This window comes from Pseudomonas sp. PDM04, from assembly GCF_014851765.1.
Lineage (GTDB): Bacteria > Pseudomonadota > Gammaproteobacteria > Pseudomonadales > Pseudomonadaceae > Aquipseudomonas.
This window is the reverse complement of record NZ_JACVAI010000001.1, coordinates 1,353,387-1,367,253: the sequence shown is the minus strand read 5'-3', so window position 1 is coordinate 1,367,253 and position 13,867 is coordinate 1,353,387. Positions and strand designations below refer to the sequence as shown.

The following is a 13,867-nucleotide window of genomic DNA, read 5'->3' as shown; positions in this document are numbered from 1 at the left end:
CAATCGACGGGGCGCGCAAGGCGCCCCGCGTTCTAAACGGGCGGCGTGATGCTGAACAAATACCCTCTGTGGAAATACATTCTGATCCTGGCGGTGCTGGCGATCGGGCTGATTTATTCCGCTCCCAATCTTTATCCCGATGACCCGGCCATTCAGATCAGCGGTGCAAGTACTGCGCTGCAGGTCAATCAGGCTGACCTGGATCGCGTGAGCGCTGCGCTCAAGGAATCCGGGATGCAGGTCAAGGCGACTTCGCTGACGGCCGGCGGCAAGGGCGGTCTGATTCGCCTGGTCAAGGCTGAAGACCAGTTGCCTGCCAAGGACGTTGTGCGCAAGGCGTTGGGTGATGACTACGTCGTGGCCCTGAACCTGGCACAAACCACCCCGCAATGGCTGCGCAGCCTCGCCGCGCACCCGATGAAGCTGGGTCTGGACTTGTCCGGTGGTGTGCACTTCCTGCTCGAAGTGGACATGGACAAAGCCCTCGACGCACGCCTGAAAGTCTACGAAGGCGACGTCAAGAGCCTGTTGCGCAAAGAGAAGCTGCGCTATCGCAGCCTGCCGCAGCTCAACGGCGCCATTCAGCTGGGTTTCGCCGATGAGGCTTCCCGCGAACAGGCCCGTGCACTGATCCGCAAGAGTTTCACCGATTTCGACATCGTTCCGGCCGACCTCAATGGTCAGGCGGTACTGCGTCTGGCGATGACCCCGGCCAAGCTGGCGGAAATCCGCGAATACTCCATCAAGCAGAACTTGACCACGGTACGTAACCGCGTCAACGAGCTGGGTGTTGCCGAACCGATCGTCCAGCGTCAGGGCGCCAACCGCATCGTGGTTGAGCTGCCGGGCGTGCAGGACACCGCAGAAGCCAAGCGTATCCTCGGCAAGACGGCCAACCTCGAGTTCCGCCTGGCCGCCGAGCCGGGTGCTTCGAAAGCCACTTCCGAATCCTTCGAGTTCCGTGAGGGCAACCGTCCACCGGCGCAGATCGAGCGTGGCCTGATCATCACCGGCGACCAGGTGACTGACGCCAAGGCCGGCTTCGGCGAGCACGGCACCCCGGAAGTGAACATTCGTCTGGACGGTCACGGCGGCGAGCTGATGAGCCGTGCGACCCGTTCGAACGTCGGTCGCAGCATGGCGGTGATCTTCATCGAACAGCGTCCGGTCACCACCTACACCAAGCAAGTGGTCGATGGCGTCGAGAAAGACGTCGCGGTGCAGACCTTCAAGGAAGAGAAGAAGATCATCAGCCTGGCGACCATCCAGTCGCCGCTGGGTGCGCAGTTCCGTATCACCGGTCTGAACGGCCAGGGCGAATCGTCCGAACTGGCGCTGCTGCTGCGTGCCGGTGGTCTGGCGGCACCGATGTACTTCGCTGAAGAGCGCACCATTGGCCCGAGCCTGGGTGCCGACAACATCACCAAGGGTATCGATGCCTCGCTGTGGGGCATGCTGTTCGTGTCGCTGTTCATCATCGCCATCTACCGCTTCTTCGGCATCATCGCCACCGTTGCGCTGGCGGTGAACATGGTGCTGCTGCTGGCCCTGATGTCGCTGCTGGGGGCAACGCTGACCCTGCCGGGTATCGCCGGTATCGTGTTGACCATGGGTATGGCGGTCGACGCCAACGTACTGATCTTCTCGCGGATCCGTGAAGAGATCGCGGCGGGCATGACCGTACAGCGGGCGATCAACGAAGGTTTCAGTCGCGCATTCACCGCGATTCTCGACGCCAACCTGACCACCTTGCTGGTGGGCGGTATCCTGTTCGCCATGGGCACGGGCCCGGTCAAGGGCTTCGCAGTTACCATGTCCCTCGGGGTTTTGACTTCGATGTTCACGGCCATCATGGTCACCCGCGCGATGGTCAACCTGATCTTCGGCGGTCGTGACTTCAAGAAGTTGTGGATTTAAGGGGCTGCCATGTTACGTACAATCAACTTCATGGGCGTCCGCAACTTCGCGTTCGGCGTCACATTGTTCCTCACCCTGCTGGCGTTGTTCAGTGTCTTCACCAAGGGCATGAACTGGGGCCTGGACTTCACCGGCGGTACGCTCATCGAGCTGACCTACGAGCGTCCGGCCGACGTGACCAAGGTGCGTGAGCAGCTGGTCTCGTCCGGTTATCACGAAGCCGTGGTGCAGAACTTCGGCGCCACCACCGACCTGCTGGTGCGGATGCCGGGTGAAGACCCGCAACTGGGCCACCAGGTGGCCGAGGCGCTGCAGAAGGTCGGCGGCGACAACCCGGCGACGGTCAAGCGCGTCGAGTTCGTCGGCCCGCAGGTCGGTGAAGAACTGCGCGACCAGGGCGGCCTCGGCATGCTGATGGCGCTGGGCGGCATCCTGATCTACCTGGCGTTCCGCTTTCAGTGGAAATTCGCGGTCGGCGCCATCGTTTCGCTGATCCACGACGTGATCGTGACCATCGGTATCCTGTCGTTCTTCCAGATCACCTTCGACCTGACGGTGCTGGCGGCGGTACTGGCGATCATCGGTTACTCGCTCAACGACACCATCGTGGTATTCGACCGGGTTCGCGAGAACTTCCGTGTGCTGCGCAAGGCCAGCCTGATCGAGAACATCAACATCTCGACCACCCAGACCCTGCTGCGGACCATCGCGACCTCGGTGTCGACCTTGCTGGCCATCGCGGCGCTGCTGTTCTTCGGCGGCGACAACCTGTACGGCTTCTCCCTGGCGCTGCTGGTGGGTGTGTTGGCGGGTACCTACTCGTCGATCTACATCGCCAACGTGGTGCTGATCTGGCTGAACCTGAGCTCGGAAGACCTGATCCCGACGGTGAACACCGAGAAGGAAGTCGACGACCGTCCTTGAGGGCTCTTTGACCTCAAGCGATCCCGGCTGTGCATGACCAAAAAAGGCGCGAGTTGAACTCGCGCCTTTTTTTGTGCTCCAAGGCTGGGAGAAGCGCGGGCGCGTTCCCGCATGTGATGGTCAGGAGGTTCATGTGAACAAGTCGTTACTGGTTGGTGCGGTATTGGGTGCTGTCGGTGTGACTGCCGGGGGTGCTGTTGCCACCTACAGCCTGGTAAAAAGCGGCCCTGAGTATGCGCAAGTACTGGCCGTCGAGCCGGTCAAGACACAGATCAAGACTCCACGTGAAGTGTGCAAGGACGTCACGGTGACCCGGCAGGCGCCGGTCAAGGATCAACACCAGATCGCCGGTACGGTGGTCGGTGCGCTGGCAGGCGGTCTGCTGGGTAACCAGATCGGCGGCGGCACCGGCAAGAAGATTGCCACGGTTGCCGGTGCGGTCGGTGGCGGTTATGCCGGTAACAAGGTTCAGGAGGGCATGCAGGAGCGTGACACCTACACCACCACCCAGACTCGCTGTAACACGGTGAATGACATCAGCGACAAGGTCGTGGGGTATGACGTTCGTTACTCGCTGGACGGCAAGGAAGGCAAGGTGCGGATGGACCGCGACCCGGGCAACCAGATTCCTGTGGACAAGGAAGGCAAGCTGATTCTATCGCAGGCTCAGCCGGGGCAGTGATGCGCTGAGGCCAGATTCAAAAGAAGCACCCTGCGGGGTGCTTTTTTGTGGGCGATCGCCGGCCTTGGATAGGCCATCGTTCAACCCTTGTAGGAGCAACCGTCGATGCTCCTACAGGGGGAATGCTGAGCCTCACCTTGTGGGAGCGAGCCTGCTCGCGATAGCGGCGTATCAGGCGCCACAGCGCTGGATGTTCAACCGTCATTGCGAGCAATCGAGCGTCGACCGGCTGCTCCTGCAAGGGCGGGGCCGGTTTTTGAGCATAAAAAAAGCACCCCGCAGGGTGCTTTTTCATGTCACTGCAAGCTTAGCGCTTCAGCGAAGCCGGCAGGTGCGGCTGGATCGCGGTCAGGACAGCCTTGAAGCATTTGGTGTTGCCGGCAACCACGTGGCCTTTCTCGAGGAAGTCGTGACCGCCGGTGAAGTCGCTCACCAGGCCGCCAGCTTCTTGAATCAGCAGGGCGCCTGCGGCCATGTCCCACTCGGACAGGCCCGATTCCCAGAAAGCGTCGAAACGACCGGCGGCCACATACGCCAGGTCCAGGCTGGCGGAGCCGGCGCGGCGGATGCCGGCGGTCTGGCCAACCAGGGCGCGGAACATGCCCAGGTAGTTGTCGAGGTTGTCCATCTGGTCGTCACGGAACGGGAAGCCGGTGCCCAGCAGGGCGCCGTCCAGGCTGGTGCGGCCGCTGACGCGCAGGCGACGACCGTTCAACTGGGCGCCACGGCCACGGCTGGCGGTGAATTCTTCCTGGCGAACCGGGTCCAGCACAACGGCGTGCTCGAGGCGACCGCGGTATTTGCAGGCGATGCTGACAGCGAAGTGAGGAATGCCGCGCAGGAAGTTGGTGGTGCCGTCCAGCGGATCGATGATCCACAGGTATTCTTCGCCTTCGATCCCGGTGCCGGCGTGCATGCCGGTTTCTTCACCCATGATCGAGTGGTTCGGGTACGCCTTGCGCAGGGCGTCGATGATTTTCTGTTCGGCGGCGCGATCCACCTCGGATACGTAATCCTTGGCGTCTTTTTCGTCGACCTTGATGGTATCCAGGCGCTCGATGGAGCGGAAGATCAATTCACTGGCGCTGCGGGCGGCGCGCAGCGCGATATTCAGCATGGGCTGCATGGATGTGTCACCTAAGGTTGTTAAAGAAAGCCGCGCATTCTATCAGAAAGTTTCTACAGGTGAAGGTCGGTGTTCGCTTTCGTGGCTTAACGGTAGTTTGAGCTGTAAGATTCGGCTCCCGATTATCGTGTTCGAGAGCGCCTCCCTTGCTGCAAAACATTCGTGTCGTGCTGGTCAATACCAGTCATCCAGGCAATATCGGCGGGACTGCGCGTGCCATGAAGAACATGGGCCTGTCGCGGCTGGTGCTGGTTGAACCACGCGTGTTCCCGCATCACGAGGCCGATGCCCGAGCCTCAGGCGCCGGCGACATCCTTGAAAATGCGCAGGTCGTCGCCACCTTGGAGGATGCCCTGGTCGGCTGCAACCTGGTGCTGGGCACCAGCGCCCGTGACCGACGCATTCCGTGGCCGCTGCTCGATCCTCGCGAATGCGGCACGAAAGTGGTCGAGGAAGCCGGGCAGGACGCGCAGATCGCCCTGGTCTTTGGTCGTGAAGATTCCGGCCTGACCAACGAAGAGCTGCAGCGATGTCATTATCACGTGCACATCCCATCCGACCCCGAGTTCAGTTCGCTGAACCTGGGGGCGGCGGTGCAGGTGTTGAGTTATGAAGTGCGCATGGCCTGGCTGGCGGCCCAGGGGCAGCCGAGCAAGGTCGAGAAGGAAGAAGTGGCTTCGGTCAAAAGCGCGGAGCTGGCGACCATGGATGAGCTGGAGCGATTCTATGAGCACCTGGAGCAGACCCTGGTGGCCATTGAGTTCCTCGATCCGGAAAAGCCACGGCACTTGATGGCGCGCCTGCGTCGGTTGTACGGACGCAGCTCGGTCAGCCGGGCTGAGATGAATATATTGCGTGGCATCCTCACGGAAACCCAAAAAGCGGCCCGTGGCGAGCTTCTGAAGCGGAAGGATTAATGATGTTCGAGCGTTTGCGTGAAGATATCCAGAGTGTTTTCCATCGTGACCCGGCAGCGCGTAACGCTTTTGAAGTCCTGACGTGCTACCCGGGCATGCATGCCATCTGGATTCACCGTCTGTCGGCGGCCCTGTGGCGCGCCGAACTGAAATGGCTGGCGCGGCTGGTGTCGAACTTCGGCCGCTGGCTGACCGGGATCGAGATTCATCCGGGGGCCAAGGTCGGTCGTCGCTTCTTCATTGACCATGGCATGGGCATCGTCATCGGTGAAACCGCCGAAATCGGCAACGACGTCACCCTGTACCAGGGCGTGACCCTGGGCGGCACCAGCTGGAACAAGGGCAAGCGTCACCCGACCCTGGAAGACGGCGTGGTGGTGGGCGCCGGTGCCAAGGTGCTCGGCCCGTTCACCGTCGGCGCAGGGGCCAAGGTCGGTTCCAATGCCGTGGTCACCAAGGCGGTGCCGGCCGGGGCGACGGTGGTGGGTATTCCGGGGCGGATCATCGTCAAGACCGACGAGGAGCAGGACGCCAGGCGCAAGGCCATGGCCGAGAAAATCGGCTTCGATGCCTACGGTGTCGGCGAAGACATGCCGGACCCGGTGGCCCGCGCCATCAACCAGTTGCTCGATCACCTGCAGGCGGTCGATGGTCGCCTGGAGGGGATGTGCGGCGCATTGACCGAGCTGGGCAGCAATTACTGTGCGAAAGACCTGCCTGAACTGCGCGAGGAAGACTTTGCGTGCGTGAAGGACAAGGATCAGAGCCAGGCCGGCTGAATTGAGGTGAATTCATCGCGAGCAGGCTCGCTCCCACAGGGGGAATGCGATCCAGTGTGGGAGCGAGCCTGCTCGCGATGAACGATAACACGGTACTGCTGGCTGTAACCGACCAGCCTTTGCTATGATGCGCGCGCTGTTTTGCGGGTAAACCTGACTAAAGTACTAGGTCTTATAGTTGACTTAAATACTCGGGAATTGCATACTCGCCTCACTTCCGAAACTCCGTGGTAATTGTCCATGCGACTGACTACAAAAGGCCGATACGCCGTGACCGCCATGCTCGATCTGGCGTTGCACGCGCAGCACGGGCCCGTGTCCCTGGCCGATATCTCCGAGCGCCAAGGCATCTCCCTGTCCTACCTCGAACAGCTTTTCGCCAAATTGCGCCGCAGCAATCTGGTCTCCAGCGTTCGCGGTCCGGGCGGCGGCTACCAGTTGTCCCGCGACATGCAGGGCATCCAGGTCGCCCAGGTGATCGATGCGGTCAACGAATCGGTAGATGCCACCAAATGCCAGGGCCAGGGCGATTGCCATTCCGGCGACACCTGCCTGACTCACCACTTGTGGTGCGACCTGAGCCTGCAGATCCACGAATTTCTGAGCGGTATCAGCTTGGCTGACCTTGTCACTCGCCGTGAGGTGCAAGAAGTAGCCATGCGTCAGGACCAACGCCGTTGCAACAGCAAGGCGCCACGCCTGGACAAGATTGAAGCGTCCGCCGTCGAATGACAGCCAGAGAGCTAGCGGCGCGCCAGCCAGCCTGATTTAGGAGAGAGTCCATGAAATTGCCGATTTACCTTGATTACTCTGCGACCACCCCGGTTGATCCGCGTGTTGCGCAAAAGATGAGTGAATGCCTGCTGGTCGACGGGAACTTCGGTAACCCGGCGTCCCGCTCCCACGTGTTCGGCTGGAAAGCTGAAGAGTCCGTCGAGAACGCCCGTCGTCAGGTCGCCGACCTGGTCAACGCCGACCCGCGTGAAATCGTCTGGACCTCTGGCGCCACCGAGTCCGACAACCTGGCAATCAAGGGTGCGGCACATTTCTACCAGACCAAGGGCAAGCACCTGATCACCTCCAAGATCGAGCACAAGGCTGTCCTGGACACCATGCGCCAACTGGAGCGTGAAGGCTTCGAAGTCACCTACCTCGATCCTCAGGAAGATGGCCTGATCACCCCGGCCATGATCGAAGCCGCCCTGCGCGACGACACCATCCTGGTTTCGATCATGCACGTGAACAACGAAATCGGCACCGTCAACGACATCGCCGCCATCGGCGAACTGACCCGCTCCAAGGGCATCCTGTTCCACGTCGACGCTGCTCAGTCCACCGGCAAGGTCGAGATCGACCTGCAGAAGCTGAAAGTCGACATGATGTCGTTCTCCGCCCACAAGACCTACGGTCCGAAAGGCATCGGCGCGCTGTACGTGAGCCGCAAGCCACGCGTGCGCATCGAAGCGACCATGCACGGCGGCGGTCACGAGCGCGGCATGCGTTCCGGCACCCTGGCCACTCACCAGATCGTCGGCATGGGTGAAGCCTTCCGCGTCGCCAAGGAAGACATGGCGGCCGAGAACGTGCGCATCAAGGCCCTGAGCGACCGTTTCTTCAAGCAGGTCGAAGACCTGGAAGAGCTGTACGTCAACGGCAGCCTGACCGCTCGTGTTCCGCACAACCTGAACCTGAGCTTCAACTACGTCGAAGGCGAGTCGCTGATCATGGCCCTCAAGGACCTGGCGGTGTCGTCCGGTTCGGCCTGCACCTCGGCCTCGCTGGAGCCTTCGTACGTGCTGCGCGCCCTGGGCCGCAACGACGAACTGGCACACAGCTCGATCCGCTTCACCTTCGGTCGTTTCACCACCGAAGAAGAAATCGACTACGCCGCGCAGAAAGTCTGCGAGGCCGTTACCAAGCTGCGCGCCCTGTCGCCGCTGTGGGACATGTATAAAGACGGTGTCGACATTTCGAAAATCGAGTGGGCGGCACACTGATTTCAAGTCGCCGCAAACAGCCCCGTCGAACCACGGTTCCCGGGGCCTCAAGAGCGACTCTCTGATGAGTGAGGAATAAGTACCATGGCTTACAGCGAAAAGGTCATCGACCACTACGAAAACCCGCGCAACGTCGGCAAGATGGACGCGGAAGACCCGGATGTCGGCACTGGCATGGTCGGCGCCCCGGCGTGCGGCGACGTCATGCGCCTGCAGATCAAGGTCAACGAGCAAGGCATCATCGAAGACGCCAAGTTCAAGACCTATGGCTGCGGTTCGGCCATCGCCTCCAGCTCCCTGGCGACCGAGTGGATGAAAGGCAAGACTCTGGATGAAGCAGAGACCATCAAGAACACTCAACTGGCCGAAGAACTGGCCCTGCCGCCAGTGAAAATTCACTGCTCCGTGCTCGCTGAAGACGCCATCAAGGCGGCCGTTCGCGACTACAAGCAGAAGAAAGGCTTGATCTGACTTTCAAGAATGAGCGACGAGTAAGGAGTCACCGATGGCTATCAGCATGACAGAAGCGGCTGCTCGACACGTGCGGCGCTCCCTTGACGGGCGCGGCAAAGGTGAAGGGATTCGTCTGGGTGTTCGCACCACAGGCTGTTCCGGCCTTGCCTATGTGCTGGAGTTTGTCGACGAGGTGGTTGCAGAGGATCAGGTGTTCGAAAGTCACGGCGAGAAAGTGATCATCGACCCGAAAAGCCTGGCCTACCTGGACGGCACCGAGCTCGATTTCGTCAAGGAAGGGTTGAACGAAGGCTTCAAGTTCAACAACCCCAACGTACGCGGTGAGTGTGGCTGCGGCGAAAGCTTCAACATCTGAGGCTTCTTGTGGGTACTCCTTGTCATTTCGCTTTATTCGAGCTGCAACCGAGCTTCAATCTGGACCTCGACCAGCTGGCTACGCGCTACCGTGAGTTGGCGCGCAGTGTTCATCCGGACCGTTTTGCGGACGCTTCCGAGCGCGAGCAGCGGTTGGCGCTGGAGCAATCCGCGAGCCTCAACGAGGCCTACCAGACGCTCAAGAGTCCACCCAAGCGCGCGCGTTACCTGCTCGCCTTGAACGGTGGCGAGCTGCCGCTGGAGGTCACGGTGCATGATCCGGAGTTCCTTCTGCAACAGATGGCGTTGCGCGAAGAGCTTGAAGACCTGCAGGACAGCGCCGATCTGTCTGGCGTTGCCGCCTTCAAGCGGCGCCTGAAGGCTGCCCAGGAAGAACTGAACCAGAGCTTTGCCGCTTGCTGGAACGATGCTGCGCAGCGCGAACAGGCCGAGCGCCTGATGCGACGCATGCAATTCCTCGACAAGCTGACCTACGAAGTGCGCCAGTTAGAAGAGCGCCTCGACGATTAACCCAGTGCCGCTCCGGTCGCACGCCTGATATACAGATAAGTCCTGATCACGATGGCCCTACTGCAGATCGCCGAACCCGGCCAAAGTCCTCAACCGCACCAGCGTCGTCTGGCTGTGGGGATCGACTTGGGCACTACCAATTCGCTGGTCGCTGCATTGCGCAGTGGTCTTTCCGAGCCGCTGGCCGATGCTGACGGGCAGGTCATCCTGCCGTCTGCCGTGCGCTACCACGCCGATCGCGTCGAAGTGGGCGAGTCAGCCAGGCTGGCCGCGTCAACCGACCCGTTGAATACTGTGCTGTCGGTCAAGCGCCTGATGGGGCGCGGGTTGTCCGACGTCAAGCAGCTGGGCGAGCAACTGCCGTACCGCTTTGTCGGTGGCGAATCGCACATGCCGTTCATCGACACCGTTCAGGGGCCGAAAAGCCCGGTCGAAGTCTCGGCCGATATCCTCAAGGTCTTGCGCCTGCGCGCTGAGGCGACCCTGGGTGGCGAACTGGTCGGCGCGGTGATCACCGTTCCGGCCTATTTCGACGACGCTCAGCGCCAGGCCACCAAGGACGCGGCGAAACTGGCCGGTCTGAACGTGCTGCGTTTGCTCAACGAGCCGACCGCTGCCGCTGTTGCGTACGGCCTGGATCAACATGCCGAGGGCCTGGTCGCCATTTATGACTTGGGCGGCGGCACCTTCGATATTTCGATTCTGCGCCTGACCGGCGGCGTGTTCGAAGTGCTGGCCACCGGCGGCGACAGCGCCCTGGGTGGCGATGACTTCGACCACGCCATTGCCGGCTGGATCATCGCCAGTGCCGGTCTGTCGGCCGACCTTGATCCGGGGGCACAGCGCAATCTGCTGCAAACCGCCTGTGCGGCCAAAGAGGCGCTGACCGATGCCGCATCGGTTGAAGTGGTTTATGGCGACTGGAAAGCCGAACTGACCCGTGAAGCCTTCAATGCGCTGATCGAACCCATGGTGGCGCGCAGCCTGAAAGCCTGCCGTCGTGCCGTGCGCGATTCCGGCATCGAGCTCGAAGACGTGCACGCGGTGGTCATGGTCGGCGGCTCGACACGCGTGCCGCGCGTGCGCGAAGCGGTCGCCGAAGCGTTCGGTCGCCAGCCGCTGACCGAAATCGATCCGGATCAAGTGGTGGCCATCGGGGCCGCGATCCAGGCCGATACGCTGGCCGGCAACAAGCGCGACGGTGGCGAACTGCTGCTGCTCGACGTGATTCCACTGTCCCTGGGGCTGGAAACCATGGGCGGCCTGATGGAGAAGGTGATTCCGCGCAACACCACCATTCCCGTCGCTCGCGCCCAGGACTTCACCACCTACAAGGACGGCCAGTCGGCCATGGCGATCCACGTGTTGCAGGGCGAGCGCGAGCTGATCAGCGACTGCCGCTCCCTGGCACGTTTCGAATTGCGCGGCATTCCGGCGATGGTGGCCGGCGCGGCGAAGATTCGCGTGACCTTCCAGGTCGACGCCGACGGCCTGCTCAGCGTTTCGGCGCGGGAAATGGGCTCGGGCGTTGAAGCCAGCATTCAGGTCAAGCCGTCCTATGGCCTGACCGACGGCGAAATCGCCAAGATGCTCAAGGATTCGTTCCAGCACGCCAACGATGACAAGGTCGCCCGTGTGCTGCGTGAGCAGCAGGTCGACGCCCAGCGTCTGATCGAGGCGGTGCAGGCGGCCCTGGAGGCCGACGGCGACCGCCTGCTCGATGCCGAGGAGCGTCTGGTCATCGACTTGCAGGTGCAGGAACTGACCGAACTGATGAAAGGTACCGATGGCTACGCCATCGAGCAGCAGACCAAGCGTCTGTCGCAAGTGACCGATGCCTTTGCCGCCCGCCGCCTGGACTCCACGGTGAAAGCCGCCCTGGCGGGGCGCAACCTGAATGAGATTGAGGAATAACGATGCCGCAGGTCATTTTTCTGCCACACGAAAAGTTTTGCCCGGAAGGCATGGTTGTGGAGGCTGAGCCCGGTACGTCGATCCTCGAGCTGGCCCATGAGCACCATATCGAGATGGAAAGTGCCTGTGGCGGCGTCTGCGCCTGCACCACCTGTCATTGCATCGTCCGCGAAGGGTTCGATTCGCTGGAAGAAGCGGACGAGCTGGAAGAAGATTTCCTCGATCGCGCCTGGGGCCTGGAAGCGCAGTCGCGTCTGGCGTGCCAGGCGATTGTCGGGACGGAAGACCTGACCGTCGAAATTCCGAAATACTCGCTCAACCACGCAGCCGAAGCGCCGCACTGATTCAAGGAACTATCATGAGTCTCAAGTGGACTGATGTGCTGGAAATCGCTATCCAGCTGGCTGAAAGCAAACCTGAAGTTGACCCAATGTCGGTCAACTTCGTCGATCTGCGTAAATGGGTGATGGAATTGCCCGAGTTCGACGACAAGCCTGAACATTGTGGCGAAAAGATCCTCGAGGCCATCCAGGCCCACTGGATCGAAGAACGCGACTGAGCCACGCTGCAGGTTAGGCAATACCCAAGAACCCGCGTATAATTCGCGGGTTTAATTTTTCACAAATTACCGTTTCTGGAGTTACACCATGGCTGTTCAACGTACTTTCTCCATCATCAAGCCTGACGCTGTTGCAAAAAACGTCATCGGTGAGATCACCACCCGTTTCGAAAAAGCCGGCCTGCGCGTTGTAGCTTCGAAACTGAAGCAACTGTCCAAAGCTGAAGCTGAAGGCTTCTACGCTGAGCACAGCGCTCGTGGTTTCTTCGGCGACCTGGTTGCCTTCATGACTTCCGGTCCGGTTGTCGTTCAGGTTCTGGAAGGCGAAAACGCTATCGCTCGCAACCGTGAGCTGATGGGCGCTACCAACCCTAAAGAAGCGGCTGCCGGCACCATCCGTGCTGACTTCGCTGAATCCATCGACGCCAACGCTGTACACGGTTCGGACTCCGAAGCCGCTGCCGCTCGCGAAATCGCATACTTCTTCGCAGCTACCGAAGTAACCACTCGCTAAGCATCGGCTTAAAGAGTGAAGGTGAATCCATGACGACATCGACTGTTAAAACCAACCTGCTGGGGCTGACCCAGCCGGAAATGGAAAAATTCTTCGACTCAATCGGGGAGAAGCGTTTCCGTGCCGGTCAGGTAATGAAATGGATTCACCACTTTGGCGTCGATGATTTCGACGCCATGACGAACGTCAGCAAGGCCCTGCGCGAAAAGCTCAAGGCGGTTGCCGAGGTTCGCGGTCCGGAAGTGGTCAGCGAGGACATCTCCAGCGACGGTACCCGTAAATGGGTCGTGCGCGTGGCGTCCGGCAGCTGTGTCGAGACCGTCTACATTCCCCAGGGCAAGCGCGGCACCTTGTGCGTTTCGTCCCAGGCAGGCTGTGCCCTGGATTGCAGTTTCTGCTCCACGGGCAAGCAAGGCTTCAACAGCAACCTCACCGCCGCCGAAGTCATCGGCCAGGTGTGGATTGCCAACAAATCCTTTGGCAGCGTCCCGGCAACCGTCGACCGTGCCATCACCAACGTGGTGATGATGGGCATGGGTGAGCCGCTGCTGAACTTCGACAACGTCATTGCGGCCATGCACCTGATGATGGACGACCTGGGCTACGGCATCTCCAAGCGCCGTGTGACCCTGTCGACCTCCGGCGTGGTGCCGATGATCGATGAGCTGGCCAAGCACATCGACGTCTCGCTGGCGTTGTCCCTGCACGCACCGAATGACGCATTGCGTAACCAATTGGTGCCGATCAACAAGAAATATCCGCTTAAGATGTTGCTCGAGTCGTGCCAGCGCTACATGTCCGCCCTGGGCGAGAAACGTGTGCTGACCATCGAGTACACCTTGCTCAAGGACGTCAACGACAAGCTTGAGCACGCCGTGGAAATGATCGAGTTGCTCAGGAACATCCCGTGCAAGATCAACCTGATCCCGTTCAACCCGTTCCCACATTCCGGTTACGAGCGTCCGAGCAACAATGCGATTCGGCGTTTCCAGGATCAGCTTCATCAGGCAGGTTTCAACGTCACCGTGCGCACCACCCGTGGTGAGGACATCGACGCGGCCTGCGGTCAATTGGTAGGGCAGGTGCTGGATCGCACCCGTCGCAGCGAACGTTATATTGCCGTGCGCGAGTTGAGCGCCGACAGCGATATGGCGCAGAACGCCGCGAAATAATTAGAGA

At 60.8% G+C, this 13,867-nt stretch carries 16 protein-coding genes; 15 read left to right on the top strand and 1 reads right to left on the bottom strand.

What is annotated here, in order from left to right:
- The first annotated feature begins 48 nt into the window (after positions 1 to 48).
- From secD to IB249_RS06330, 3 genes are all read left to right on the top strand, one after another.
- Positions 49 to 1,917 (top strand): protein translocase subunit SecD, encoded by a 1,869-nt coding sequence (gene secD, locus IB249_RS06340; RefSeq protein ID WP_192302625.1) that lies wholly within the window; start codon positions 49 to 51, stop codon positions 1,915 to 1,917.
- 9 nt (positions 1,918 to 1,926) lie between these two features.
- Entirely contained in the window at positions 1,927 to 2,841 is a 915-nt protein-coding gene (gene secF / locus IB249_RS06335) for a protein translocase subunit SecF (protein ID WP_192302624.1), read from the top strand.
- 133 nt (positions 2,842 to 2,974) lie between these two features.
- Positions 2,975 to 3,523, top strand: a complete 549-nt coding sequence (locus IB249_RS06330) for a glycine zipper 2TM domain-containing protein (protein WP_085586634.1) — start codon at positions 2,975 to 2,977, stop codon at positions 3,521 to 3,523.
- Between the two features lie 307 nt (positions 3,524 to 3,830).
- Here IB249_RS06330 and suhB read toward each other — a convergent pair whose 3' ends face one another.
- On the bottom strand, positions 3,831 to 4,649 hold the full coding sequence (gene suhB / locus IB249_RS06325) for an inositol-phosphate phosphatase (RefSeq protein WP_007982736.1): 819 nt from the start codon (positions 4,647 to 4,649) through the stop codon (positions 3,831 to 3,833).
- A 146-nt stretch (positions 4,650 to 4,795) separates the two neighbouring features.
- On the opposite strand from suhB, the gene trmJ reads away from it, so the two are divergent.
- The 12 genes from trmJ (at position 4,796) to rlmN (ending at position 13,860) form a co-directional block, all read left to right on the top strand.
- On the top strand, positions 4,796 to 5,566 hold the full coding sequence (gene trmJ / locus IB249_RS06320; protein ID WP_192302623.1) for a tRNA (cytosine(32)/uridine(32)-2'-O)-methyltransferase TrmJ: 771 nt from the start codon (positions 4,796 to 4,798) through the stop codon (positions 5,564 to 5,566).
- Positions 5,567 to 5,568: 2 nt separating this feature from the next.
- On the top strand, positions 5,569 to 6,345 hold the full coding sequence (cysE, locus tag IB249_RS06315; protein WP_192302622.1) for a serine O-acetyltransferase: 777 nt from the start codon (positions 5,569 to 5,571) through the stop codon (positions 6,343 to 6,345).
- 240 nt (positions 6,346 to 6,585) lie between these two features.
- Positions 6,586 to 7,077 carry a Fe-S cluster assembly transcriptional regulator IscR gene (gene iscR, locus IB249_RS06310; RefSeq protein WP_192302621.1) on the top strand — a complete coding sequence of 164 codons (492 nt, stop codon included), beginning with the start codon at positions 6,586 to 6,588 and terminating at the stop codon, positions 7,075 to 7,077.
- A gap of 50 nt (positions 7,078 to 7,127) precedes the next feature.
- Positions 7,128 to 8,342, top strand: a complete 1,215-nt coding sequence (locus IB249_RS06305) for an IscS subfamily cysteine desulfurase (protein ID WP_192302620.1) — start codon at positions 7,128 to 7,130, stop codon at positions 8,340 to 8,342.
- An 84-nt stretch (positions 8,343 to 8,426) separates the two neighbouring features.
- Entirely contained in the window at positions 8,427 to 8,813 is a 387-nt protein-coding gene (gene iscU, locus IB249_RS06300; RefSeq protein WP_003443374.1) for a Fe-S cluster assembly scaffold IscU, read from the top strand.
- Positions 8,814 to 8,847: 34 nt separating this feature from the next.
- Positions 8,848 to 9,171, top strand: coding sequence for an iron-sulfur cluster assembly protein IscA (gene iscA, locus IB249_RS06295; RefSeq protein WP_003227904.1), 324 nt, complete (start codon positions 8,848 to 8,850; stop codon positions 9,169 to 9,171).
- 8 nt (positions 9,172 to 9,179) lie between these two features.
- Positions 9,180 to 9,701, top strand: a complete 522-nt coding sequence (gene hscB, locus IB249_RS06290; protein ID WP_192302619.1) for a co-chaperone HscB — start codon at positions 9,180 to 9,182, stop codon at positions 9,699 to 9,701.
- Positions 9,702 to 9,752: 51 nt separating this feature from the next.
- Entirely contained in the window at positions 9,753 to 11,615 is a 1,863-nt protein-coding gene (gene hscA, locus IB249_RS06285; RefSeq protein WP_192302618.1) for a Fe-S protein assembly chaperone HscA, read from the top strand.
- A gap of 2 nt (positions 11,616 to 11,617) precedes the next feature.
- Positions 11,618 to 11,959: an ISC system 2Fe-2S type ferredoxin gene (gene fdx / locus IB249_RS06280; protein ID WP_192302617.1), complete on the top strand. Its 342-nt coding sequence runs from the start codon at positions 11,618 to 11,620 to the stop codon at positions 11,957 to 11,959.
- A gap of 14 nt (positions 11,960 to 11,973) precedes the next feature.
- The gene (iscX, locus tag IB249_RS06275) at positions 11,974 to 12,174 is read left to right on the top strand and encodes a Fe-S cluster assembly protein IscX (RefSeq protein ID WP_168757286.1); all 201 of its coding nucleotides are present in this window, start codon (positions 11,974 to 11,976) and stop codon (positions 12,172 to 12,174) included.
- A gap of 88 nt (positions 12,175 to 12,262) precedes the next feature.
- The gene (gene ndk / locus IB249_RS06270) at positions 12,263 to 12,688 is read left to right on the top strand and encodes a nucleoside-diphosphate kinase (RefSeq protein ID WP_192302616.1); all 426 of its coding nucleotides are present in this window, start codon (positions 12,263 to 12,265) and stop codon (positions 12,686 to 12,688) included.
- 29 nt (positions 12,689 to 12,717) lie between these two features.
- Positions 12,718 to 13,860, top strand: coding sequence for a 23S rRNA (adenine(2503)-C(2))-methyltransferase RlmN (gene rlmN / locus IB249_RS06265; RefSeq protein WP_192302615.1), 1,143 nt, complete (start codon positions 12,718 to 12,720; stop codon positions 13,858 to 13,860).
- Positions 13,861 to 13,867 lie beyond the last annotated feature (7 nt).